The organism is Nocardioides sp. WG-D5 (assembly GCF_054031175.1).
This window is the reverse complement of the sequence record NZ_CM132928.1, coordinates 3,042,894-3,067,084: the sequence shown is the minus strand read 5'-3', so window position 1 is coordinate 3,067,084 and position 24,191 is coordinate 3,042,894. Positions and strand designations below refer to the sequence as shown.

At 68.7% G+C, this 24,191-nt stretch carries 22 protein-coding genes; 5 read left to right on the top strand and 17 right to left on the bottom strand.

The genetic code is table 11. From position 1 onward, the window contains the following. Nucleotides 1–6: 6 nt before the first annotated feature. From ACWZJV_RS14990 to ACWZJV_RS14970, 5 genes are all read right to left on the bottom strand, one after another. Entirely contained in the window at nucleotides 7–606 is a 600-nt protein-coding gene (locus tag ACWZJV_RS14990) for a PIN domain-containing protein (RefSeq protein WP_457176818.1), read from the bottom strand. A 54-nt stretch (nucleotides 607–660) separates the two neighbouring features. Further along, nucleotides 661–1,164, bottom strand: a complete 504-nt coding sequence (locus tag ACWZJV_RS14985) for an excisionase family DNA-binding protein (protein ID WP_457176816.1) — start codon at nucleotides 1,162–1,164, stop codon at nucleotides 661–663. A gap of 324 nt (nucleotides 1,165–1,488) precedes the next feature. After that, complete coding sequence (locus ACWZJV_RS14980) at nucleotides 1,489–2,502, bottom strand: IS481 family transposase (protein ID WP_457176814.1); 1,014 nt, start codon at nucleotides 2,500–2,502, stop codon at nucleotides 1,489–1,491. A 107-nt stretch (nucleotides 2,503–2,609) separates the two neighbouring features. Further along, nucleotides 2,610–3,521 carry a pPIWI-associating nuclease domain-containing protein gene (locus ACWZJV_RS14975; protein ID WP_457176812.1) on the bottom strand — a complete coding sequence of 304 codons (912 nt, stop codon included), beginning with the start codon at nucleotides 3,519–3,521 and terminating at the stop codon, nucleotides 2,610–2,612. A 185-nt stretch (nucleotides 3,522–3,706) separates the two neighbouring features. Further along, on the bottom strand, nucleotides 3,707–4,375 hold the full coding sequence (locus ACWZJV_RS14970) for a TetR/AcrR family transcriptional regulator (RefSeq protein WP_457176810.1): 669 nt from the start codon (nucleotides 4,373–4,375) through the stop codon (nucleotides 3,707–3,709). A gap of 172 nt (nucleotides 4,376–4,547) precedes the next feature. Here ACWZJV_RS14970 and ACWZJV_RS14965 point away from each other — a divergent pair, with 172 nt between their 5' ends. Both ACWZJV_RS14965 and ACWZJV_RS14960 read left to right on the top strand, forming a co-directional pair. Beyond that, a complete protein-coding gene (locus ACWZJV_RS14965; RefSeq protein ID WP_457176808.1) occupies nucleotides 4,548–5,402 on the top strand; it encodes a helix-turn-helix domain-containing protein in 855 nt (284 codons plus the stop codon). Continuing rightward, nucleotides 5,399–5,977, top strand: a complete 579-nt coding sequence (locus tag ACWZJV_RS14960; RefSeq protein ID WP_457176807.1) for a class IV adenylate cyclase — start codon at nucleotides 5,399–5,401, stop codon at nucleotides 5,975–5,977. Before ACWZJV_RS14965 ends, ACWZJV_RS14960 begins: the two co-directional genes overlap by 4 nt. A gap of 38 nt (nucleotides 5,978–6,015) precedes the next feature. On the opposite strand, the gene ACWZJV_RS14955 is transcribed toward ACWZJV_RS14960, so the two are convergent. The 4 genes from ACWZJV_RS14955 to ACWZJV_RS14940 all read right to left on the bottom strand — a co-directional run bounded on the left by ACWZJV_RS14955 (nucleotide 6,016) and on the right by ACWZJV_RS14940 (nucleotide 10,629). Then, nucleotides 6,016–6,957: a hypothetical protein gene (locus tag ACWZJV_RS14955; RefSeq protein WP_457176805.1), complete on the bottom strand. Its 942-nt coding sequence runs from the start codon at nucleotides 6,955–6,957 to the stop codon at nucleotides 6,016–6,018. Between the two features lie 168 nt (nucleotides 6,958–7,125). After that, nucleotides 7,126–9,468: a heavy metal translocating P-type ATPase gene (locus ACWZJV_RS14950; protein WP_457181956.1), complete on the bottom strand. Its 2,343-nt coding sequence runs from the start codon at nucleotides 9,466–9,468 to the stop codon at nucleotides 7,126–7,128. Continuing rightward, nucleotides 9,465–9,671, bottom strand: coding sequence for a heavy-metal-associated domain-containing protein (locus ACWZJV_RS14945; RefSeq protein WP_196876030.1), 207 nt, complete (start codon nucleotides 9,669–9,671; stop codon nucleotides 9,465–9,467). Before ACWZJV_RS14945 ends, ACWZJV_RS14950 begins: the two co-directional genes overlap by 4 nt. Before the next feature lie 43 nt (nucleotides 9,672–9,714). Then, nucleotides 9,715–10,629 carry a hypothetical protein gene (locus ACWZJV_RS14940; RefSeq protein ID WP_457176802.1) on the bottom strand — a complete coding sequence of 305 codons (915 nt, stop codon included), beginning with the start codon at nucleotides 10,627–10,629 and terminating at the stop codon, nucleotides 9,715–9,717. Nucleotides 10,630–10,805: 176 nt separating this feature from the next. Here ACWZJV_RS14940 and ACWZJV_RS14935 point away from each other — a divergent pair, with 176 nt between their 5' ends. The 3 genes from ACWZJV_RS14935 to ACWZJV_RS14925 all read left to right on the top strand — a co-directional run bounded on the left by ACWZJV_RS14935 (nucleotide 10,806) and on the right by ACWZJV_RS14925 (nucleotide 15,667). Continuing rightward, nucleotides 10,806–13,886, top strand: coding sequence for an AfsR/SARP family transcriptional regulator (locus ACWZJV_RS14935; RefSeq protein WP_457176800.1), 3,081 nt, complete (start codon nucleotides 10,806–10,808; stop codon nucleotides 13,884–13,886). 57 nt (nucleotides 13,887–13,943) lie between these two features. After that, the gene (locus ACWZJV_RS14930) at nucleotides 13,944–15,386 is read left to right on the top strand and encodes an MFS transporter (RefSeq protein WP_457176798.1); all 1,443 of its coding nucleotides are present in this window, start codon (nucleotides 13,944–13,946) and stop codon (nucleotides 15,384–15,386) included. Nucleotides 15,387–15,460: 74 nt separating this feature from the next. Then, on the top strand, nucleotides 15,461–15,667 hold the full coding sequence (locus tag ACWZJV_RS14925) for a heavy-metal-associated domain-containing protein (RefSeq protein WP_457176796.1): 207 nt from the start codon (nucleotides 15,461–15,463) through the stop codon (nucleotides 15,665–15,667). Here ACWZJV_RS14925 and ACWZJV_RS14920 read toward each other — a convergent pair. The 8 genes from ACWZJV_RS14920 to ACWZJV_RS14885 form a co-directional block, all read right to left on the bottom strand. Then, nucleotides 15,645–16,076 (bottom strand): aconitase X swivel domain-containing protein, encoded by a 432-nt coding sequence (locus tag ACWZJV_RS14920; RefSeq protein ID WP_457176794.1) that lies wholly within the window; start codon nucleotides 16,074–16,076, stop codon nucleotides 15,645–15,647. The two genes, ACWZJV_RS14925 and ACWZJV_RS14920, sit on opposite strands and share 23 nt — an antisense overlap. Beyond that, entirely contained in the window at nucleotides 16,073–17,371 is a 1,299-nt protein-coding gene (locus ACWZJV_RS14915; protein WP_457176792.1) for an aconitase X, read from the bottom strand. Before ACWZJV_RS14915 ends, ACWZJV_RS14920 begins: the two co-directional genes overlap by 4 nt. A 12-nt stretch (nucleotides 17,372–17,383) precedes the next feature. Beyond that, entirely contained in the window at nucleotides 17,384–18,673 is a 1,290-nt protein-coding gene (locus tag ACWZJV_RS14910; RefSeq protein WP_457176790.1) for an FAD-dependent oxidoreductase, read from the bottom strand. A 29-nt stretch (nucleotides 18,674–18,702) separates the two neighbouring features. Beyond that, nucleotides 18,703–20,400 (bottom strand): dihydroxy-acid dehydratase, encoded by a 1,698-nt coding sequence (gene ilvD / locus ACWZJV_RS14905; RefSeq protein ID WP_457176788.1) that lies wholly within the window; start codon nucleotides 20,398–20,400, stop codon nucleotides 18,703–18,705. Further along, the gene (locus ACWZJV_RS14900; RefSeq protein WP_457176786.1) at nucleotides 20,397–21,194 is read right to left on the bottom strand and encodes an ABC transporter permease; all 798 of its coding nucleotides are present in this window, start codon (nucleotides 21,192–21,194) and stop codon (nucleotides 20,397–20,399) included. The genes ilvD and ACWZJV_RS14900 overlap by 4 nt, the downstream gene beginning before the upstream one ends. A 3-nt stretch (nucleotides 21,195–21,197) precedes the next feature. Then, nucleotides 21,198–22,055, bottom strand: a complete 858-nt coding sequence (locus ACWZJV_RS14895; RefSeq protein ID WP_457176784.1) for an ABC transporter ATP-binding protein — start codon at nucleotides 22,053–22,055, stop codon at nucleotides 21,198–21,200. A 10-nt stretch (nucleotides 22,056–22,065) separates the two neighbouring features. Further along, nucleotides 22,066–23,124, bottom strand: a complete 1,059-nt coding sequence (locus ACWZJV_RS14890; RefSeq protein ID WP_457176782.1) for an ABC transporter substrate-binding protein — start codon at nucleotides 23,122–23,124, stop codon at nucleotides 22,066–22,068. A 139-nt stretch (nucleotides 23,125–23,263) separates the two neighbouring features. Then, nucleotides 23,264–24,106 carry an IclR family transcriptional regulator gene (locus ACWZJV_RS14885; RefSeq protein ID WP_457176780.1) on the bottom strand — a complete coding sequence of 281 codons (843 nt, stop codon included), beginning with the start codon at nucleotides 24,104–24,106 and terminating at the stop codon, nucleotides 23,264–23,266. Nucleotides 24,107–24,191 lie beyond the last annotated feature (85 nt).

Below are 24,191 nucleotides of genomic sequence, written 5' to 3'. Positions count from 1 at the left end.
GAACGGCTACTCCGCCGCCAGCCTCGGCTCGAGCAGCTCGGCGACCTCGTACATGTCATGGACACTCACGAGCAGGTGAAGGTACTCGGCCGCGGAGTGACGCGGATTCGTACCGGTACCCGAGCGGGCAGCCAGCGCCTCAAGGGCACGTACGCCGGCGCCCGGATGAGCTGCCACCGTGTTGGCAGCGAACACCTCCGGCTTCAAGACATCAACGGAGGCCGCTTCAAGGTCAGCCGACATCTCGAACAGGGCTTTCTTGTCATCCGTCACGATGACGTCGGCTGCCCGCATGATCGCTGCGTAGACCACGTGCCCGTCGCCCGGATCGGCGATGTCGAAGGCGTACGCCCGCTCTCGCGGAGCCTCGATGGCCGCACCAGGAAATGCACTGTCGATCATGACTCGAAGACGTGCGCGATACGCGACGCTCTCATCCTCCGGCTTGCCGTACTTCTCATCCAGGCGCCCCAGGACGTCATCGAGCTCGTCGAGGATGCCACTACTCCACACCGGGGCGTAGGCGCGCTCCGCGGCGAGCTGGAGCAGGAAGTCACGCTGCAGGCTCGGGACGAGCACGCAGGTGTCGAGTACTGCGCGAAACACCAGGCGAGTGTCGCAGAACGACTCTCGCCTGGTGCCGTTTCAGCCAGAACTTCCTCAGCGGGACTTTCGTACCTCAGCGAGCGCCTGGCGCGCTTCCTCCGGGTCCACATCGGCGTACGCCGCCGAGGACTCGGCAATGAACTCGTTGCGCGCAGCGTAGAGCTCATCGCGGTAGGCCATGACGTCGGTCAGGAGCACCTTGCGCCGGCTGACACCTGGAACGGTCGCCGCGATCTTGCCCGCGTCGATCAGTTTGACGACGGTTGGACGGCTCAGACCGAGGATCTCGGCCGCCTGCTGGGTGGTGATCTCTCGGTCGCGAGCGTGGATCTGAACCGACTGGCCCTTCGCCAGTGCACCAACCAGCTGCTTGAGCATCTGGAACAGGTCTTCGGTCAGCTCGACACGATCGTGCTCCTCTGCTCCGCAAAGGAAGTATGTCGGCTCTGGGGCCTCGCCGTGTCGCGCCTCGTGCGCTTCGATGAAGCTCAGAACCCTCGCGTTCTGCTCAGCCACCTCCCGGCTCGGAGGCATGTGCTCGCTTGCTGCTGCGGTCATCCTGGGTCACCTCTTCGGCTCGACTAGGGAAGGTCTCGAGCTACACCAAAAGACGATAGGTTAGTTTCGAATCTTTCGGAACCCAAATTTCGAAACTTACGAAAAGAGTCCTAGCCCCGCGTCACCCACAATGACTAGGCGCTCCCAGGCTGGCGGCCTCACCAGCCTGGCCGGCCAGTGATCTTCGCCTGGTCCCTCGATGAGCTCGTCGACCAGGGACGACAGGAAGGCGCTCGAGGGATGGATCGGAGACGTTGCGAACGAGTGTCTAGAACGCGCTCGGCGCGGACGTGCCGTGAGCGTTCGCCTTCGGCCGTCTTTGAACTAGGTGTTCTGGCCGGGGAGGTTGGGTACGCGGTCGATTGGTGACTTGCCTTTGAGGCTGGTGTGGCCGCGGTGGTGATTGTAGTGATGCAGCCATGCGGGGTATGTGGCTGCTCGGTCGGCTTCTGAGGTGTAGGTCGTGGCGTAGGCCCACTCTTCGAGCAGTGTCCGGTTGAACCGTTCGACCTTGCCGTTGGTCTGTGGTCGATACGGCCGCGTGCGTCGGTGCTTGACCCGCCGGCCGAGCGTTTTGGCCCAGAGCCGGCTGCGGTAGCAGGAACCGTTGTCGGTGAGCACGGCCTTGACGGTGATGCCGTGGGCGGCGAAGAACCTCTTGGCGCGCTTCCAGAACGCTGCTGCGGTCTCCTTACGCTCGTCACTGAGGATCTCGGAGTAGGCCAGCCGGGAATGGTCGTCGACGGCGTGGTGCAGATAGACGTAGCCGCGCGAGGACGCGGCACCGGCTCGGCCTGCCCGGTCGCGGGCCGCGTGAGTTGCTCGCGCCTGTGCCGAGTCCCGACCGAAGACCCTCCACCCACCGCCGTCGGGGATCTTGCCGAGCTTCTTGACGTCGACGTGGATCAGGTCGCCGGGTGCTGGGTGTTCGTAGCGGTGCTTGTCTCGTGAGGAGGTCTTGATCCGGGCGCCGGTGGCCGGGTCGGTCCACTTCAGTCGCGGGCAGCCGTTGCGTCGAAGGACCTGGTGAACGGTGGAGGGGTTCTGGCCGAGGTGGTAGGCGATCCGGGCTGGTCCCCAGCGCCGCGTCACCCGCAGCTTCACGATCCGTCGCTCGGTCCGCTGCGGCAGCCGGTTCGGGCAGCGGTGCGGACGCGAGGATCGGTCGACCATCCCGGCCTTGCCGAGCTCGCGATAGCGCTGGGCCCAGCGCCGCGCGGTCGTGACACCGACGGAGAACCGCTCAGCGGCCCTGGCGTAGGACCAGCCCTTGTCGACGACGAGTTTGGCTAGGCGCAGACGTCCCGCTGGTGTGAGGGTGGCGTTAGCGTGGGACACGAAGACCTCCGTGGTGGATGTGGGTGCGTGGTAGCTCCACACCTCACCCGGAGGTCTTCGTCATCGTCCAGTCGGCCCGCCGTACCTAACGTCCGTGGTCAGAACAACTAGGTCGCCGGCACGTAGAGCGAGTAGACGAAAACCACCGCGGCTTCGATGCGCTCACGGATCGCGCTGAGCTGAGTGATCGTGAACCGGCCAGCGTGCCCATGGGTGCCTCTGTTGAGAGTGCCGAACAGGTTCACCACGTTCTCCATGTCAGCCTCGACCAGGCCAGTGATCGCCGGATCCGTGATGCTTCGACGTGCCAGCAGGTACTCCACCTTGGCTCTCCGTGACGGCTTGCCGGCGTGCACGCCCTGCTCGACCTTGGGGCAGTTCGGGTTAGCGGCAAGCACCGCCTTGTCTGGCGCCGCAACGTCCAGCATCTCGACGAGCACCTCTCGCGCGCTGGTGCAGAAGTGCCGGGCCGCATCCGGATTCCGCGGGCTGAGCGCAAATAGCGCGCCCGCCCACCGCTCCTTCAGGTCCTGAGAGAACGCTGCGAGCTCGGCCTGCAGGCTCGATGCTCGCAACTCGTCCTCGGTCGGGTCATCTTCTGACTCGCCGTCCCCCTCAAGGGCGTTCAACAGGTACGCGCTGTTAGCCGCGTCCTCACTGACGCGGTCGATGACCTCACGCTCGGCCGGGGTGAGCGCACGACCGGCCAGACGCTCCTCGGTCTGCTCGTAGGAGCGGGCCAGCGTGGTGACCGAGGTCTGGTAGGTGACGTAGGTTGTCGACGTCGGCCTGGAGTTGAGGCGTTGGATCTCCTGGTTCAGCCGCCGCCGCTGGTTCTCGACCTTGGCATTGTGGCGGCGCACCTTCGCGTTGTAGGCCCGGGCCTCGCGGTTGTACGTGTCGACGGCCTTCTTCACGCCGGCGTTGTACTTCCGCACCTCGCGGTTGTAGTTGTTGATGGCCTGCTTCTGTTCCCGCTGTGCCTTCTGGACGGCGGAGCGAAACTGTGCCGGAGTCATTCGTCGGACCATGGTCACCAGTGTGAGCCGCAGCACCGACAGTTTCGAATCGGTTTACGCCAAAGCGGTGCGCGTTCCGGACACCTCAGGAGCTGGAGTCGTGCTCGCCGGCGTCGGCGCGGGCGTCGTCGACCAGGGCGGCTCTCCATCGGTATCGTCAGCCCGCTGCCATCGACCTAGTCCAGCTAACCCAGGAGGGTCTCGGCGGTCTTCTGCGCGAGGTTGATACGAGCTTGGTCGATGCCACACAGCCGTAGGCACGAGGATGCGATAGATGCAGACTCGTCGACATCGATCCAGCGGCCGGCGTTCCGCAGTCCGATGACCTCCTCGACGTTGTGGACCAATTTCTCGCCGAGTCGGACCGGCCCGAGAGCACCGAGGACCTCGGAAGTCGCGATCGGCGCGGCCAGGCGGGCGTAGGTGGCAGCGAGGTCCGAGCGGGCCTCGGTGAACTCGTCGAACCCCTCGACCTGGGCGACATCAGGGGCAAGGTAGAGCCAACCGGTGTTGTGCGGCGCCTTCACCAACGTACGAACATCGGTCAGCGCCACCATGTACAGCACCGCGTCAGGGTCATCCGTCAGCGACTCGATCTGGGCCACGCTGTCCACCGTCGGCCGGATCGTCTGAGCCAGCAGTTCGGTGACGATCTCGCCCTTGCCCGCGAAGTGGTAGTAGAGCGAGGCCTGCCGGATCCCGACCGCCTCAGCGATCTCCCGGGTCGAGGTCGCCGCGTACCCCTTGCTCGTGAACAACCGAGCCGCCACTTCCAAGATCTGCTCGCGCGGTGACCCGTCGAACCGGGTGGGGACAAGGCGCGGTCGGCCGACTCCACGAGAGGTCGCTGTCATCCTTGGGGTCTCCTTGGTGGCTGTTGGAGTGCCCCAGCCGCGAGGCCTTCGGACGTGTCGCGGCCGGGGCGACTGCCACGTTGCCCGCAGCGACGACGCTGGCTCGATCCCTTCGCGTATATCTCACCGTGAGATAACTTGGACATCTCGGAGTCGGCACGGAGGAGGCGCGATGACCATCGGCTCGGATCCAGTGGCGATGCCGTCGTGGGCGTGGGAGAGGCCTGAAGTACGCGAGGCGCTGGTCGGCCGCGACATGGGCGGCGTGTTCCGAGCGATGCAGCAGTACGCCGGGTTGAGCCAGGCACGGATCGCCGCGGCGACGGGCTTGTCACAGTCGAGGGTGAACGAGGTCATCAACGGCCGACGCGAGATCACCAAGCTCGATGTCTTCGAGCGGGTTGCCGACGGGTTGGACATTCCTGCCGAGAGCCGACGCATCCTTGGGCTGGCGCCGGCCCGCGCCCCCGGACAGCGCGATCCTGCCGATCTGTCCGCCTATCCGGAGGTCGTCAACGTCTATCGCGACCAAGGCTTCGCACGAGAAGAGATCGCAGCCCAGCTGCAGATCGCCTCGAGCATCGATGTCCTCGCGATCCGCGGTCTGGGTCTCCTCGGACTCAAGGACTCGCTGCTTCGCTCCCGTCTCACCGACGGAGCCGAGGCCAACGTACGCATCATGCTCCTCGATCCTGACAGTGAGGCGACGGCCGCCAGGGCAGCTGAGGTGGGTGAGAGTCCACAGGAGTTCGCGGCGGGCATCCAGATGACGATGTCTCGGCTGGAGGGACTGCCCGGGGTGCAGGTCTACCTCTACGACCAGACGCCGGTGTGGCGGGTGATCAGGCTGGATACCGTCATGTTCGTATCCACCTTCGGCACCTGGGAAGGACACGAGTCAGCGATGTACAAGATCATCGCCACCCCACGCGGCCCTCTCTTCCATGGACTCTTGCGGCACATCGAGGCCCTGGCCACGGGGCCCATCGCGACCCAGTCAGCAGATCACGGAAAGGTGGAACGATGAGCGGACTCATCGAGGTCGAACTGAAGGCCAAGGTCAGCGACATCGACCATGTTCGGGCCGAGCTCGAACGACTGGCTCCCGGAATCGATGAGACCTACCACGACACCTACTACGACCTATCCGACGAGACTCTCACCGCCCGTGACCAGGAGCTTCGGGTCCGGACTGTCACCAACGATGGAGGCAGCCGCTCGCTGTTGACCTTCAAGACCGCCCCAGTCGAAACGGCCTCGGGGTCAAGGCCCGAGCACGAGACCCAGATGACCGACCCGGCTGTCGTCGACACCGTTCTGAAGGCTTTGGGCGCAGTGGAACTGATCTCATTTCGCAAGCTGTGCCGCAATCATCGGTTCGAAGCCGAGGGTCGTGAGGTGCTGGCGACTCTCGTCGAGGTGCCCGAGATCGAGGGTACGTATCTGGAGGTCGAGACGCTGGCACCTGCCGACGATGTCGAGGCCGGCCTCGGCACGATCCGTACCGTCCTCGCGACACTCGGAATCGGCGAAGCCGACCTCACCACCGAGACCTACACCGGAGCAGTCGCAACCGCCCGCCGGGGGGGTGGCGTTGGATAGTGCCTGCCGACGTGCGCGACACGGTCGAGGCACGGGTGTCAAGGGCGGATCTGCACCACGTCGAAATCGGTGCCGGGAGGTGCCCCGGGACCGAACGGCGGCGGGAAGCCGAGGTCGAACCGGCCGTTGACCAGGGCGAGCGTGCTGCCGTGGAGGTCGACCGTGGTCGGCACCCGGAACAGGTCGGACTCGACCACCTCGACGACCTCGCCGCTGGTGAGGTCCGGCGAGAGCCACACGCGGGCCACGGAGTTGGCGAAGTTCTGCACCACCCAGGCGGTGCGGCCCTCGAATTGCAGCCCGTCGAGCGTTCCCGGCACCAGAGGGGGGCCGGACAGCGGGATCTCCTGGCTCACGCCGGTCTCCGGGTCGACCAGCGCGAGGATGCCGAGCTCGGTGTGGTTGACGATCAACCACCCTCGGTGGGTCGAGTCGATGCCGTTGAGCCCGAAGCCGCCGGTCTGAGCGGCATCGCCGGTCACCTCGATCGGTTCCGTCGTGCCGAACGATCCGTCCGGAAGGATCGGGACCCGGTAGATCACGGCCGCGAACGTGTCGGTGAAGTACAGCGCGTCCCTGGTGATCGCGACGTCGTTGCTGAAGGTGGTCCCGGCCGGGCCGAGCTCGAGCTCGTCGACGGTCGATCCGTCCCGCGTGTCGTAGACCCATGCCCGGCCGGTCGCACCGCCGGCCACGACGAGCCAGTGGCGTGCCTTGTCGACCCGCATGCCGACCGCGACCCTGCCGTCCTCGGGATCGTGGTCGATGAAGGTCGAGCCCTCGCCGCTGCGGAGGTTGCCGCGGTAGATGTCGCCGTCCAGCAGCGAGCCGACGTAGAAGGTGTTGCCCTCGCCGATCGCGATGCCCTCAGGCTGGAAGTCGTCGGGAAGGGGGATCGAGGACGTACGCGGCACGGCCACGGCGGGCGCGACCAGAAGCGGGACGACTGCCACTGCCAGCAGTGGGGTGAGGAGACGCATGGTTGAGCTCCGATCGCAGGAAGACCTCTCCTTCACGATGCGCCCCGCGAACGGTGATGTGAATCCCCTATTCGGGGCACCCGCGCGGTCGCGGACGTTCCTACGCTCATAGACACAAACACGGTGCTCCTCGGGCGCGGTCACGCCCGAGGAGCACTTGTTCGCGGATCAGCGGAAGCGGCGCAGCCGGAGGCTGTTGCTCACCACGAAGACCGACGAGAAGGCCATCGCGGCGCCGGCGAGCATCGGGTTGAGCAGTCCGGCGACGGCCAGCGGGATGGCCGCGACGTTGTAGGCGAACGCCCAGAACAGGTTGCCCTTGATCGTGGCCAGCGTCTTCCGGGAGAGCCGGATGGCGTCGGCCGCGACGCGCAGGTCGCCGCGGACCAGGGTCAGGTCGCTGGCCTGGATGGCGACGTCGGTGCCGGTGCCCATCGAGAGGCCGAGGTCGGCTTGGGCCAGGGCCGGCGCGTCGTTGACGCCGTCGCCGACCATCGCGACGACGCGGCCCTCCTCCTGCAGCCGGCGGACCACCGCGACCTTGTCCTCGGGGAGCACCTCAGCGATGACGGTGTCCGCGGAGACCGGGATCCCGACCTCGGCGGCAACGCTCCGGGCCACGGTCTCGTTGTCGCCGGTGAGCAGGACCGGGGTCAGGCCCAACCGCTGGAACTCCGCGATCGCGGCGGCCGAGGTCGGCTTGATCACGTCGTTGACGACCAGGACGCCCCGCGCCTGTCCGTCCCAGCCGACGGTGACGGCGGTACGGCCCTCGCTCTCGGCCTCGGCCATCGCGGACGCGAGGTCGTCGGTCAGGTACTGGCTCCACTCCTCGAGCAGCCGGACCCGGCCGACGAGGACGGCGTGGCCCTCGACGATGCCCTGCACGCCCAGGCCCGGGACGTTGGCGAAGTCTTCGGCCGTGGGCAGGGTGCCGACGCGGTCCTCGGCGCCGGACGCGATCGCGCGGGCGATCGGGTGCTCCGAGGCGTACTCCAGGGCGCCGGCCAGCCGGGCGATCTCGTCGGCGTCCTCGCCGGGTGCGGCGATCACGTCGGTCAGGGTCATGGTGCCGCTGGTGACGGTGCCGGTCTTGTCGAGCACGATCGTGTCGATCCGGCGGGTGCTCTCGAGCACCTCCGGGCCCTTGATCAGGACGCCGAGCTGGGCGCCGCGTCCGGTGCCGACCATCAGGGCCGTGGGCGTGGCCAGGCCGAGGGCGCACGGGCAGGCGATGATCAGCACCGCGACGGCCGCGGTGAAGGCGGTCGCGGCACCCGCGCCCGCACCCAGCCAGAACCCGAGGGTGATGGCTGAGAGGGCGAGCACGATGGGTACGAAGATGCCCGAGATCCGGTCGGCGAGCCGCTGCGCCGCGGCCTTGCCGGTCTGCGCCTCCTCGACCAGGCGCGCCATCTGGGCGAGCTGGGTGTCGGCACCGACGCGGGTCGCCCGGACGACGATGCGGCCGCCGGCGTTCACCGTGGCCCCGGTGACGGCGTCGCCGGGGGCGACCTCGACCGGCACGGACTCACCGGTCAGCATCGCCGCGTCGATGGCGGAGGACCCGTCCTCGACGATGCCGTCGGTGGCGACCTTCTCCCCGGGACGTACGACGAACAGGTCGCCGACGGCGAGCTCGTCGACCGGGATCCGGGTCTCGGACCCGTCGCGGAGGACGGCGACCTCCTTGGCGCCGAGCTCGAGGAGCGCGGTGAGGGCGGCGCCGGCACGGCGCTTCGAGCGGGCCTCGAAGTAGCGGCCGGCGAGGATGAACGTGGTGACGCCGGCTGCGGCCTCGAGGTAGATGTTGCCGAGCCCGTCGGTCCGCTCGATCGTGAAGCTGAACGGGTGGGTCATGCCGGGCTCGCCGGCGGTGCCGAGAAAGAGGGCGTACAGGGACCAGCCGAAGGCGGCCAGGGTGCCGATGGAGACCAGCGTGTCCATCGTCGCCGCGCCGTGGCGCGCGTTGGTCCACGCCGCCCGGTGGAACGGCACCGCGCCCCAGACGACGACCGGCGCGGCGAGCGTGAGCGAGAGCCACTGCCAGCTCTCGAACTGCACGGCCGGCACCATCGCCAGGAGCACCACGGGGACGGTGAGCAGGGCCGAGATCAGCAGCCGCTGCCTGAGCCGGTCGACCGGGTCGGTGGCCTCGCCGTCGACGGGCGCGCCCGGCGACGGGTCCTCGCGGCGGGGCTCCTTCGCGCCGTACCCGGCGCTCTCGACGGTCGCGATCAGCACGCCCGCGTCGATGTCGGTCTTGTCCGCGGCGACGGAGATCTTCGCCTTCTCGGTCGCGTAGTTGACGGTGGCGGCCACACCGTCGAGCTTGTTGAGCTTGCGCTCGATGCGGTTCGCGCACGACGCGCAGGTCATGCCGTTGATCTCGAGCTCGAAGTCGGTCGTGGGGGCAGAGGTTCCGGAGACGGTCATCAGGTGTCCTTCGGGTGGGTGGATCGGCGTACGCGTCGGCTCCCCGCTCACAGGGAGCCGACGCGGATGGCTCAGCCGGCCAGCTGGTAGCCGGCCTCCTCGACCGCCCGTTGAACCTGCGCGGGGTCGAGCTCGTTCTCGGAGGTGACGGTCACCTGGCCGGTGGCCAGGTCGACGTCGACGGAGGAGACGCCCGCGATCTGGGTGACCTCCTCCTTGACGGAGCTGACGCAGTGGCCGCAGGTCATCCCGGAAACGGTGTAGGTGGTGCTGCACATGGTGCTTTCCTCTCTCTGTGGTGGACCCTGCTCAGGCAGGGGGTCAGTGGGCTGTTCCGTGGGCTTCGGCTGTGGCGGTGAAGGCCGCGGTGCGCACCTCGCCGGCGTGCTGGAAGTCGAGGAACAGGCGGTACGTCCCGGCCGAGGGCACCTCGGCGGAGAAGGTGATCTCCGGGCCGGGCTCGGTGCGCCCGTCGCCGGGCGCTCCTTCGGGGTGGACGTGGAGGTAGGCCAGGTCGCCGTCGCGCAGCGCGACCAGGTGGCCGTACGCCTCGAGGTAGGGCTCCAGGTCGGTGACCGGCTCGCCGTCGCGGGTCACGGTCAGGGTCAGGCGCGAGGTCTTCCCGGCGACCAGATGGCCGTCGATGTCCACCTGGTAGGGACTGATCGTGCTGGTCGTGGCGGCTGCGGGGAGCGGCTGCGGCTCGTAGGACCCGCCGACGAAGAGGTCCTGGCCGAGCGTCAGGCCCTCTTCCTCGGCCGCCGGCCGGAAGTCGGCGAAGACGCGGTAGGTCCCGGCCTCGGCCAGATCGGCGCCGACCGACCAGGTGCCGTCGGCGGCCATCACCGGGTGCACGTGCTGGAACGTGGCCAGGTCGCGGCGTACGACGATCAGGTGGAGCTTCTTCCCGTGGGCCGTCTCGAACCGGGTCACCGGCTCGTCGTCGGCGCCGAGGATCCGGAACCGCAGCGTGGCGTCGGCCGTACGCTGGTAGCGGTCCTCGACGAGGTCGAGCGTGTAGCCGGCCTCGCTGACGTTGAGCCCGGTGGCCGTGGGCGCCGTCGTGGCGCCGTGTCCGGCGTGGCCGCCGTGGCTGCTCTTCTCGGCCGCGTGCTCCTGATGGCTGGGACGCTCGGGCTCGCCCACCGGGCCGACGGAGGCACCCACGGCGGAACCCAGGCCGCCGAGGGCAACGACGGCTCCGGCGAACGCACCGACCTTGGCAATGGCGTTCATGTGATCACTCCTGGCTCGGATCTCGATGACTCTTGTTGACGTGCCAGAGGTTGCTCGGGCGATCTGTCTGCGTACTGTCCCGGCGTTGTCGGGGCTCGGACAGCTCGGACAGCTCGGACAGGAGCCCGGACAGATATCCGTTCGGCGCCCGAGCGGGGGCTGACTACGATCTCGACGTGCTGCCGACCTCACGTGACATCCGCTTCGGGCTGCTCGGTCCGTTCGAGGCGACGGTCGACGGTGAGCCCGTCAAGGTGCCCGGTTCGGCGGAGCGGGCTCTGCTCGCGGTGCTGCTCCTGGCGCGCGGGCGGATCGTGCCGGCGTCGGCGCTGATCGACCGGCTGTGGGCCGACTCGGCGCTGCCGGCCGACCCGCTCAACGCGCTCCAGCTCCGCGTCTCCAAGCTGCGCCGCGTGTTCAAGAACATGGGGCTCGACCTGGTGCAGCGCGACGGCGGCGGCTATCGGGCGGCGGTCGACCCCGGCAGCATCGATGCCGAGGCCTTCGAGCGACACATCCGCGAGGTACGCGCAGCGGTCGCCGGGTCCGGGAGCCCGACCGAGGCCGATTTGGCCACCTACGACGCGGCGCTCGGACTCTGGCGCGGCGAGGCGCTCGCCGACTTCGCCACCGAGCCGTGGGCGGTGCCCGAGTCGGTGCGGCTGGAGGACCTCCGCCGGACGGCGTACGCCGAGCGGGCCCAGATCGCGCTGTCGCTGGGCCGGCACGCGGAGGTCGTCACCGACCTCGAGCCGCTGCTGCGTACCGACCCGACCCATGAGGCGATGGCCGGTCTGCTGATGGTCGCGCTCTACCGCGCCGGCCGGCAGGCCGACGCCCTCGAGGTCTTCACCCGCACCCGGAGGACGCTCGACGCCGACCTCGGTCTCGAGCCGTCGGCCTCGCTGCGGTCGCTCCACGAGCGAGTGCTGCGGCAGGATCCGTCGCTCGGCTCCTCCGGCGAGGTGACCCTCTCCACCCTGGCGACCGCACCCCACCGAGCCCGGTCCGGGGCGCAGCTCTCCAACCTTCCGGCCGACCTGACCCCGCTCGTCGGGCGGGACGAGCTGCTCGACTCGCTGAGCGACCGGGTCGGCAGCTCCAGGCTCACCACCCTCGTCGGCCCCGGCGGATCCGGAAAGACCGCCCTCGGTCTGCACGCCGCCCAGCGCCTCGCCGACCGGTTCCCGGACGGCACCTTCCTCGTCCGTCTCGCCGCGATCCGGAGCCGCGAGCACATCGTGCCGGCCGTCGCCGCGGCGGTGGCGATGCCGCAGGACGGATCGGCGACCGACCTCCAGGCACGGCTGGTCGAGTTCCTCGCCGACAAGCACCTGCTCCTGGTCGTCGACAACTGCGAGCACCTCGTCGACCCGGTCGCGACGCTGGTCGAGCAGCTGCTGACCCGCTGTCCGCAGCTCACCGTCATCGCCACCAGCCGCGAGCCCCTCGCCCTGCCGAGCGAGGTGCAGACCCTCGTCGGGCCGCTCCCGACACCACTCGAGGACGACGACGCCGAGACGATCGCGGAGACGGCCTCCGTGCAGCTCCTCGTCCGCCGGATCGCGTCGGTCGTGCCCGGCGAGACCGACCCGGAGGCGTACGCAGCGCTCGGCCGTATCGCCCGTGCGCTCGACGGCATGCCGCTGGCGCTCGAGCTGGCCGCGGCCCGGGCGTCCTCACTGTCGCCGAGCGACCTCGCCGACCGACTCGACCAGCGCTTCACGCTGCTCACCTCGGGGCCACGGACGGCGGAGGAACGTCAGCGCACGCTCCGCGCGACCGTCGACTGGAGCTACGACCTGCTCGACGACCTGGAGAAGCGCGTCTTCGAGGGACTCGCGGTCTTCCACGGCGGCTGGACCCTGACCGCCGCCGAGCAGGTCCTCGCCGACGACGAGACCGACCCGAGCCAGGTCATCCATGCCGTGGGCCGCCTGGTCGAGCAGTCCCTGATCGTCGCCGAACGCGGCCCGGTCACCCGCTACCAGATGCTCGAGACCCTCCGTGAGTACGCCGCCGACCGGCTGGCGACGACCGGCCGGAGCGACGCCCTCGCCACCCGGCACGCCCACCACTTCGCCCAGGTCGCGGAGCGGTCGGCCCAGGCGCTGCGCGGTCAGGGCGACCCGCGCGCGCGGAACCTCCTGGTCGACGAGCAGGCCAACGTACGCTCGGCCATCGCCTGGCTGGAGGGCCCCGCCGGCGACATGGACGCCGCCCTGCGACTGGCCGGTCACCTCGGTCTCTTCTGGCACCAGGGTCGCCACCTCGAGGGCCGCCGGATCCTGCGCCGCCTCCTGGAGCAGGACCGCGGAAGCGCCCCAGCACGGGCCGCCGCCCTGCAGGCGGTGTCGCTGGTCGAGCGCCCCCGGGCCTGCGTCGTCCACCCCCACCCGCGCTGTGCCGAGGCGGCCCGCGAGAGCCTGGCGATCTTCAGCGAGGCAGGCGACGCCGACGGGGCCGCGGTCTCGAAGGTGCTGCTCGCCGTCGAAGGCGTCAACGGGCAGGACCCCGAGGCGCCGGCACTCCTCGATGCCGCCGAGGCATCCTTCCGCGACCGCGGCGACCGCTGGGGGCTCGCCGTCGCAGGGTTCGTCAGGCTCGAGACCGCCCTCAAGGCCAGGGACGAAGCGACGGCGACGCGGCTCGGCAGGGCGACAGCGGCCGAGTTCCGCCACCTCGACGACCCCTGGGGTCACAGCGCCGTCCTGTACCACCTCGGCTACGGTCTGCGGCACTTCGGACGCCTACGCGAGTCGGCCCGCACGCTCGAGCAGGCGATCGACGTCGCCACCTCTGCCGGGATCCACAACACCGTGCAGTGGGCGCTCGCCGACCTCGGCATCACCCACCTGGGTCTGGGCGACCACGAGTCGGCCGAGGACGCGTTCCGGCGCGCGGAGCTGGCGTCGCGTCACGTCGGTGACCGTGCCGGGTCGGTCCTGGCGGCGTACGGACGTGGCCGGCTCGCCGAGCGTCAGGAGGACTGGTCGACGGCCATCGACCTGCTGACGACGGCCATCCAGGGCTTCGAGACGCTGCAGACGCCCGCCATGACGGCGAAGGCGACGCTCGCGCTGGCCCGGTGCCACGAGCAGCTGACCGAGGTGGAGGCGGCCGCGGAGCGCTACGAGGAGGCCCGGACCCTCGGGCTCGCCACCGGCGAGGTGGCACTCGCGGGCCAGGCCACCGAGGCGCTCGACCGGCTCAACGGCCCCCGGACAGACGGCGCCCGGACAGACCAGGGACAGTGACGCGGGACAGGTTCTCCTCACGCGGTCGAACGGCCGCCCTGACGAAGAGAGAGAACCATGTCTTCCACAGCATCCCCGGCGGCGGGTGCCAACAGCCGCCGCTGGCTCGCCCTCGGCCTCATCGCCGCCGCCCAGTTCATGGTCATCATGGACACCTCCATCATCGGAGTCGCACTTCCCGAGATACAACGCGATCTCGGATTCGCCCCGCAGGACCTCAGCTGGGTGTTCAACGCCTACGTGGTCGCCTTCGGCGGCCTCCTCCTGCTCGGCGGCCGGCTCTCCGACCTGCTCGGCGCCCGCCGGATCTTCGCCCTCGGCTGGCTGGTCCTCGGCGTCGGCTCGCTGGTCGCCGGACTGGCTGACAGCGTCGCCGTCGAGATCGCCGGCCGCGCCGTCCAGGGCGCCGGATCGGCGCTCATCGCACCCTCCGCGCTGACGCTCCTGTTCATGACCTTCGGAGCCAACCCGAAGGAGCTGACCAAGGCGCTCGCGCTCTACGGCGCGGCCGCCCCGGCCGGCGGCACGGCCGGCGTGTTCCTCGGCGGCGTGCTCACCGAATACCTGTCCTGGCCGTGGGTCTTCTTCATCAACCTGCCGATCGCCCTCGCGGTGCTCGCGCTGACGCCCGGCACGATGCCGGCAGGGACCGCGCAGCGCGGTCGCATCGACCTGCTCGGCGCGCTGACCGTCACCCTGGGTCTCGCCGCCGTGGTCTTCGCGGTCGTACGCGTCCCCGAAGAGGGCTGGGGTTCGCCCAGCACGCTCATCGCCGGCGCCGTCGGCATCGCCCTGCTCGTCGCGTTCGTCGCCCTGCAGGCCGGCTCCTCGGCGCCGCTCATGCGCCTCGGCATCTTCAAAGCCCCGAACCTGGCCGCCGCGAACATCGCCCAGCTGCTGCTCGGTGCGGCCTGGATCCCGATGTTCTTCTTCGTCAACCTCTACCTCCAGCAGGTGCTCGGCCTCGGTGCCTTCGCGTCCGGCGCGGCTCTGCTGCCGATGACGGTGACGATCATGCTCGGCATGGTCGCCGTCGCCCCGCGACTGACCGCTGCGTTCGGACCGAAGGCGATGACCGTCGGCGGCCTGATCGTCCTCGCGCTCGGACTGGTCTGGCTCTCCCGGATCGACGCCGACGGCAGCTTCGCCGTCGACGTGCTCCCGGCGACCCTGGTCACCGCTGCGGGCATGGCGCTGGCGTTCATCCCCTCGCTGAGCACGGCGCTCGGCGCGGCCGCTCCCGAGGAGGGCGGTCTGGCCGCCGGGATCGTCAACACCAGCTACCAGGTCGGCTCGGCGCTCGGACTGGCGGCGATGACCGTCGTCGCGGCCGCGTACGGCTCCGACCAGGTCGGTGACCTGGCCGCCATGACCGAGGGCTTCTCGGCCGGGTTCCTCGGCGCGGCCGGGATCGCCCTCGCCGGTGCCGTCGTCACCGGGCTCGGCTGGAAGCCGGTCCGCACCGAGACCGCGGCCGAGTCGGTCCCCACCGGCCGCTAGCCCGTCCGACACCGTCGTGGCCCCGGATCCGTCCGGGGCCACGACGGCACTGCGAGACCACCAAGGAGACCGCCATGCAGACCATCCAGCTGTACGTCGAGGGCATGCGCTGCCCTCGATGCGTCCGTGAGGCCACCGCCCGGCTCCGGGACCTCCCCGGCGTCGCCACCCTCACCGCCGACCGCGAGACCGGCCAGATCACCGTCACCGGCGAGGTCTCGGCCGCCGACCTGCTCGACGCGCTGGCCGGCAGCAGCTTCACGGCCGTGAGAGCACGCTGACAACGCCGCGATCGGCGTCGACCTCGACCCAGTCGCCCGTGGTGATCCGCGCCACCGGGTCGTCGTCGAGATCGGTCACCGCCGGCACACGGGTGACGATCGCACCCAGGGCAGCCTTGGTGGTCAGCTGTGTGAAGACCATCGCCAGCGGCGCGGTGCCCATCAGACGGGTGGCCTGGAAGAAGCCGGACCATCCGGACGACCCCTTCGCACCCGGGAAGATCAAGATCTTCCCGGTGAAGCACACGTCGTACAGCTCGTGGCGGCGTTCGATGATCCGGCCGGTGGCGGGATCGATGCCACCCCATCCGGAGATCGTCTCGTGGGATACCAAGGCCTCCCCGCTGACACGGCCAGGGACGATCCCGCGGCCCCGCAGAACCACCCCACCATCGGTCCCGCGGCTCATCTCACGACCTCCGCCTGCGCCAGCGAACCCCGCCACCGCCCGGTGACCGCGGCGGAGACGCACTCCTCGGTGGTGCCGAACCACGCCTCGATCCCGAGGATCGCCGGGAGATAGTGGGCCTGCTTCGCCGAGTCGGTCGCGAACACCTTCGTCCCGACCGGAGCCACCCGTGACATCGCCGGGCAGGAGTCCGTCAGCACTCGGCCACCCGCGCGTTCGATCGTGGCGGTCCAGCCGTTGCGATCGGCGACCGTGCGAAGGGCACGGGGCGTCATCACCCACAGCTCCGTGCCCGACGCGAGCCGGCGTCCCTCGAGCAGACGGGCGACGACCTGGATCTGCTCCAGCGACGCGTGCGGACAGCCGATGAGGACGAAGTCGACCTCCTCGGTGTTTCCGATCGCGTTCAGCGACTCGTAGATCTCTCGGCGCTCGCGCTCGCCGTAGTGGACCGCCTCGGGCAGCGACCGCCCGCCGAATGCCGCCTCGAGGGTCGGAGCGTCCGGAGTGCGTCCAGGGATGTGAAACATCTCCACTCCGCCGGAGGAAGCCGCCGCCGCTCCGAAGTGCTTGAGGTCGGCAAGGTCGGGCTGTCCGAGATCGCCGACCATCACCGGTCGCGCCTCCTGGACGACGTCACCGACGAAGTACCCGAACATCCCCCAGTCCTGGAAGCCCGTCATGCGCAGGCCGGACTGCAGGAGGTGAGTGCCGTAGCGGTTCTCCACCAGGTGATTGCCCCAGCAGGGGATGCGGCCGGTGATGCTCGCCGACCCGGTCGAGGCGCCCCCTTCACAGTTGGTGCGTGCTCCGAGCACCGAGTTGGCGAAGACGACCGCCGAGGACTCCATCCAGGCGATGTGCTCGCCGTAGGTCGGCAGGTTGCCGACCTGGTACGGCGTGCAGGTGGCGAGGACGTTGACGCCCTTCTCGCTGTAGAAGGACTCTGCGTCGGCCTGGATCTCGATGTTCCGTTTCCCGTACGGCATGATGCCGAGCGCCTCGTGGCCGAAGCCGTGCTGCAGCTGGCAGGTCGGCACCTTCATCTGCGGCATGTCGATGTCGTCGTCGCAGTCGAGGCTGATCACGGCGAAAGCCTTGGCCCAGCCGCCCTCCTCGAACAGGGCGGTTTTCGCGGGCGAGGGCTGGGTGGTGGTGCCGGCGACATTCCGGGTCTCGCAGAGCCGCTCGGCGCCCAGCGCGTCGCCGTACCGCACCAGCAGATCCATCGCGGCTGCGACGGCTCGGCCCTCGGCTCCGTCGAGCATCGCCTTCTCGTCATCGGTGAGTCTCATGCGGTCACCTCCTCAGGCCTCGACGTTCTCGTAGACACGCTTGCGCAACGAGGCCGGGTCTATGGTTCCCAAGCCGTCCTCGGCCGCGAGGTCGAGCGCGTGAGCCGCGCCGAACCCCATCGCCGCGCAAGGGCCCATGACCCGGACGCTGGACAGCGCAGCGGCGTCTCCGTCGACGCAGCGGCCGGCCGCGACCAGATTCTTCGAACCGATCGGGATCAGGCTACGGAGTGGGACATAGTGCACGTGATCGGGCTCGAAGGTCTCCCAGACATAGCCTTCGACGCGGTCATGGAGCTCGACCGGCCACGCGGTGCGGGCCACGGCGTCCTCGAACGGTGTCCCGTCGCGAACCTCCTGGAGGGACAGCTGGTGCTCAGCTGCGATCCAGCGGGTCTGCCTCCGCCCCGGCAGGCCATAGCTGCGTACGTTGGCCCGCCCGAAGGCGGCAGGGAACTCACGCCGCAGGAAGGCCACGACCCGGTCGGCCTGCGCACGTCCTTCGAGCTGCGCCTCGGCGGCGCGTACGGCCTCCAGGGGCGCCTCGACGTGGGTCATGTTCATGACGGCCGTGTTCCTGCCCGGGAAGAAGAACGCCAGACCATCACGCCGCACCAAGCCGTACTCCTCGGCCTTCTCGTCCACCCGAGCGACCAATTCCGCCGGCGACGGCTTCGACGCCTCGTCCAGGTTCTCCAGCCGGATCTGCTGCGACCCCCAGACGGTCCGTTCCGGGACACGACACGGCAGACCGGCTTCCCAGGTCAGCGCTGCGTCACCCGTCGCGTCGACGAACCCGGATGCCGTGACGCGTACGTCCCCGTGCCGGGTGGCGAACGAGACCGAGCCGACCCGGCCGTCCTCGATGTCGACGTTGGACACCGATGCCCCGACCACGACCCGGATCCCGAGCCGTTGGACCAGGTTCTCCACCCAGCGGCCGAGGACCACCTCGTCGTAGCTCACAGTCCGGGTGTGGCCGTCGTTGAAGTGGATGTCCCCTGTTCGACCGAGGTCCGCGAACATCTCGTCGAAGATGCCATGGGTGAGCTGATGGTAGTCAGGGCCGTTGCCGTAGACGCCGCAGAACAGACCGATGAGCGAGTTGACGCACTGGCCGCCGAGAACCGGCAGCGCGTCGAGCAGCGCGACAGTCCGGCCCAGCCGCCGCGCCTCGATCGCCGCGGACAGGCCGGAGATGCCCGCGCCCACCACGCAGACATCTGCCGCGAGGTGCTCGGCCACCCTGCCCGGCGGTTTGGTGACGGTGTTGATACGAAGCTCGGTGAGTGGATGCGGCACTGGTTCTCCTGGATCGTCGAAGACAGGTGTCAGATGAGGGGTTCGGGAGCCCGGCGAAGCGTCGCTCCCTGATGAAGGGGCTCGACCGACCGGGCGTAGACGCCGAGCCACCCGGAGGTCGGGGGTGCGGCCCGGTCGGGTCGCAGGGTTCGGCTTCGGCGGGCCAGCTCCTCGTCGGCCACGAGGAGGTCGACTCGGCGTCTGCCGAGGTCGATCTCGATCACGTCGCCGTCCTCGACCAGCGCCAGCGGTCCGTCGAGCGCGCCCTCGGGCGACACCTCCCCGACCACGATGCCCTTGTTCACGAGGCCGGAGAGCTGTCCGTCGGTCACGATCGCGACCTGCCCGGTGAGCCCGGCCCCATCGACGGCGAACACGGTCTGCGAGCCCATGCCCATGCCCGGGGTTCCGATCGGACCGAGCCCGCGCAGCACGAGTACGTCGCCCGGCTGCAGCTCGCCCCGCTCGATGCCGGCGACGGCCGAGGCGGCATCGCCGTAGACCCGGGCCGGCCCGCGGAAGGTGCGTGGTCGCCGCTCGGTGGCCGAGAGCTTCACGATGGCCGACGACGGCGCGAGCGACCCACGGATCACGACGACCGAGGCGTGGTCGCCGTGCGGTCTGGTGGCGGGCCGGATGACCTCCTCGTCCTTCACGATCGCGGCAGCCACTCGTTCGGCGACGGTGTCGCCGGTGACGGTGACCTGGTCGCCGTGAACGAGGTCTCCGAGCTGCTTGAGCACCGCCAGCGCTCCGCCCGCGTCTTCGAATCGCTCGATGGACTCCTCGCCGTTGGGCCTGACGGCGGACAACGGCCGGACGGTCTCGGCGTACCGCTCGAACAGTGCGTAGACGTCTACGTCGGAATCAGCCTCGCGAGCGATCGCCTGGAGGTGTTTGACGGTGTTGATCGACCCACTCACGGCGAGCACGGTCATCACCGCGTTCTCGAACGCCCCGGCCGTCAGGATGTCGCGCGGTCGTCGATTCTCGGCGATCGCATCCACGATCACGCGACCCGATGCAGCGGTCGCGGCCCACATCCGGGGGCTGTTCGCCCGCACGGGTGTGGAGCCTGGTATCGCCATCCCGAGCGCCTCGGCGACGATGTGCATCGAGTTGGCGGTTCCCATTCCGCTGCAGACGCCGGGACCGGTGATCGCTCGGTCGCTCATATCGCACAGGGACTCGACCGTGACCGAGCCGGACGCGACGTGACCGGCCTGGATGAACACCTCCTCGATGTCGACCGGCCGACCGTCCTCCAGCGTGCCGCAGCTCTGATAGCCGCAGGAGACCACCAGCGTGGGGATGTTGGTGCGAGCGGCTGCCATCAGCTGCCCCGGCGTGGTCTTGTCGCAGGAGGCGAGGCAGACCATGCCGTCGAGCTGGGCGCCCTCGACGACGGCCTCGATGTCGTTGCTGATCAGGTCGCGGCTGGACAGGACGTAGCCACCCCCGCGGCCGGCGCTCATGATGAAGTCGGTGGGTGCGACGGTGCGGATCTCGAATCCGACCCCGCCCGCTGCCTCGATCGACTCCTTCACCTTGTCCGCGATCGGATCAAGGTGACTGAAGCAGGGCGCGAGCTTCGAGGAGGAGTTGACGATCGCGATCTTCGGCTTCGTCATGTCCTCGTCGCCGAGCCCGAGCGCTCGCCACTGGGTGCGACGGGTCGCCCAGCGGGGGCTGCCGACCGGGAAGTTGCTGCGCAGCTCGCCAGTCACCGGCTCACCTCGGCCTTGTTGTAGACCGACTCGTGCCAGGGGATGAAGAACCGCTTCAGGCTGGTGACGGTGAAGTAGAGCGCGAGGCCGAGCGCGGACAGCAGGATGATCACGGCGAACAGCTCTGGGGCGTTCAGCTGGTTCAGGGTCACCACGACCAGATAGCCGAGTCCTTCACTGCCTCCGAGGTACTCGCCGACGATGGTGCCGATGACGGCAAAGACGATGCCGACCTCCATGCCGGCGAAGACGTACGGCAGCGTGCTTTTGAGCTCGAGATTGGTGAACGTCTGCCAGCGGCTCGCGTTCAGGCTTCGCATCACCTCACGTTGGCCGGAGTCCACAGACCGCACCCCGAGCTGGACATTCAGCATGATCGGGAAGAACGCGAGCATCGCGGCCATGATGATCTTCGAGGTGACCCCGAAACCGAACCAGATGACGAAGAGCGGGATCAAAGCGACCTTCGGCACGACCTGGGATGCCACGATCATGGGTCGCAGACTCAGCTCGAGCCAAGGGATCTTGCCGAGGACGACCCCGGCGGTCACACCGAACAGCAGCGCAAGGCCGAAGCCGACCACCGTCTCGTAGGTGGTGACCCGCGCGTGCTGCCAGGTCTCGGGCCGCTGGACCACGTCGACGAAGCTGTCGAGAACCGTGCCTGGCGGCGGCAGGACGAGCTCGGAGATGCCGAACACCTTGATGAACAGGTCCCAGATCACGAAGAGCAGCACCGGGAGCAGCGGCGTGCTCAGCCAGGGCAGCAGCTTGAAGATTCTCTCGCGACTCATCTGCTATTCCCTTTCGTCGAGCGCATGGCGCAGGTCACGGATGAGGTGGCCGAACTCTGCTTCGGTCTGGACGTCGATGGCTCGGGGGCGAGCGAAGTCGACGCTGGTGATGTCACGGATCCGACCGGGCCGCGGGGTCAGGTGCACGACTCGGTCCCCGAGGAACACGGCCTCGGTGATGTCGTGGGTGACGAAGACGACGGTGGCCTGGGTGGCGAGCGCGATCCGCTGGAGCTCGAGATTCATCCGCTCGCGGGTCAGGGCGTCGAGCGCGCCGAACGGCTCGTCCATGAGCAGCAGCTTGGGATTGCAGCTGAGCGCTCGCGCGATGGCGACGCGCTGCCGCATGCCACCGGACAGCTCTCGGGGATAGGACTTCTCGAAGCCCTTCAGGCCTACCAGCTCGGCGAGCTCAGCGGCGCGCTCACGTCGGGCCTTCGTCCCCGTGCCGCGCAGCTTGAGAGGCAGGGCGATGTTGTCCAGGACGGAGTACCAGGGGAACAGGTTCGCCTCCTGGAAGACCACGCCGAGCTGGTTCACGACGGAGGGATCGACCTTGGCGCCCTGCCACAGCGGCCTTCCGTCGACGAGGACCTCCCCCGCTGTGGGACTGATCAGTCCGGCCATGGTTCGAAGCAGTGTGGTCTTGCCGCAGCCGGACCGGCCGATCAGCGAGACGAACTCCCTGTCATCGATGGTCAGGTTGATGTCGGAGAGTGCGAGAGTGGTCTTGCGCCGAGTCCGGAACTCCTTGCTGATTCCACGGATCTCGAGCTTGGGCGCGCTCCCGGCGCTGGGATTCTCTGTGGCCGCCACGCCCTGCTCGCGGAGCAGGGCTGGGGTCCGATGCGAAGTGGACATCGTCTTCCTCTCAGGAGCTCTGCAGCAGGCCGTTGTCGACCCAGGTGGACGGGTTGACGCCGGTCTTCACCATCCCGGCCTTCGCGAGCTCGTCGTATCCCGCCTTCCAGTAGTCCTCGTCAGTTCTGAGGATCGGCTGGGTGCCGTCTGCCGTCCACAGCGAGCGGAGCGACGCCAGGCTCTTCTTTGCGATGTTGTCGTCGTCGAGGGAGGGGAACGAATACTTGCTGCGCAGCACCTTCAGCGTCTCGTCGAGCTTCTCGTCGGCAATCGCATCGGCGAGCGCAGCCTGGATCGCGGTCAGGTATCGCGTGATCGTCTCGCCGTCGCTCTCGATCGCCTTGGTGGTCGAGGTGTAGACCTGAGCGTCGGACTTGACCGACATCCCCGGGTCGAACACAACACAGTCGTCGTTCTGTGACGCGACGACGTTGGCGGTGTCGATGCTGACGATGTATCCGGCGATCCTGCCCTGCTGGACCAGGTTGAACGTGCCCGGCGTCAAGCCGACGACCTGCCGCTTGACCTGCGCTGGGTCGAGTCCGGCGTTGGAGAGCATCAGCGACAGCGCCTTGTCGCTCGTCCCACCTTCGGACGGGACGCCCATCGTCTTGCCGACGAAGTCCTCGGGCTTCTCCAAGGGGTCGCTCGAAGCGGACAGGAATCGCAGTGCAGAGCCACGTACGAGACTGCCTACGTTGACCAGAGGTTGACCGTCGCCGGCAGCCGACATCAGGTCGATCTGCCCGATGCGAGTGATCGGAGCGATCCCACCGAGGAGGCTCTGCATCGCCTGCGGTGATCCCCGAGTCACCTGGAACTGGACGTCGAGGTCCTGCTCCTTGAAGTAGCCGCCGGCATCGGCGAGCAGCTCGGCGGTCATCGACAGCGTCTCCATGGGCAGGTAGCTCAGAAACGTCACCTTCCCCGAGGACGTGGCGGTCGATCCGCAGGCGCTGAGCAGGCTGGGGCTCAATGCCGCAGCGGCGACCGTCAGCGCGGAGCGGTTCAGGAACGAGCGCCGGGTGAGTCCCGGGCCAGGATGCGAAGTTGAGTTGAACGAGGTCACAGTCGGTTCTCCTTGCGGTGTGCCACGACGCTCGAGGCGTCGAAGAAGAGACTTCAGTCACACTCGCTCAGGGACCACCGCGCTTTCCGCATATCGGAAGGGAATGTTGTCGCCCACACCCTCCGCGGCCCGTACGTCCCTACCCGGACTCGCGCAGAGCCCGGCTGCTGCGTGGGGTCGACAGATTCGCACCGAGGGCGCGCGAGATGGCGCGCGCACTGGACTGCACCAGATGACCGTGGGCCGGCCCTTTCGCCTCAGCGAACGGCACGATCAAGGACAGTGCTGCGACGACCCCACCTTCGGCACCGTAGATGGGTGAAGCGACCGAGACGAACTCGTTGCTGATCTGCCGGTCGCTGTAGGCGTAGCCCTTCCGCCGCACGTCCGCGAGAACTCGCCGCAGCTCGTGCGGATCGGTGCAGGTTCGGCGGGTGAACGACGGGAGCGGGCCACTCAGGAGGTCGTCCAGAATCTCCTTCGGGGCGTAGGCGAGCAGGACCATCCCCACTGCGGTCGCGTGCATGGCATAGCGGCCGCCGACCCGCGGGCTCCCGCTCAGGTTGTCCGGGCTCACGAGCCGTTCGACGAACACCACCTCGCCCTTCTCCCGCACGGCGAGATGCACACCGAGATGTGTCGTCTCGTAGAGGTCTTGCATGTAGGGCAGCGCGATCCGCTGCAGGCCTACCGAGCGAGGCGCGAGGGAGGCGACCTCCCACAGCCTCAGTCCGATGCGGTAGTTGCCGGCGCCATCACGTTCGAGTACGCCACCCTCGGCCAGCTCCGTGACGATCCGGAACGTGGTGGTGAGCGGGATACCGGACCGTCGGCTGAGCTCGGAGAGGCTCATCGCCTCGGAGCCGACCACGAACGTCTCGAGGATCTTCAGGGTGCGTTTGACAACCGATCGCCGGTCCGACAACTCCAGCTCCTCTCGCTCACCAGACGTCATCGCCCGTTGTAACCCGAACCAGAGCACGGCGGCCAGGGTCGCTCACCACACGGCTCGTCTGAGGGCTGAAGGGTAACTTCTCGATTCGCTGGATCGGGGGCGAGACCGCCAC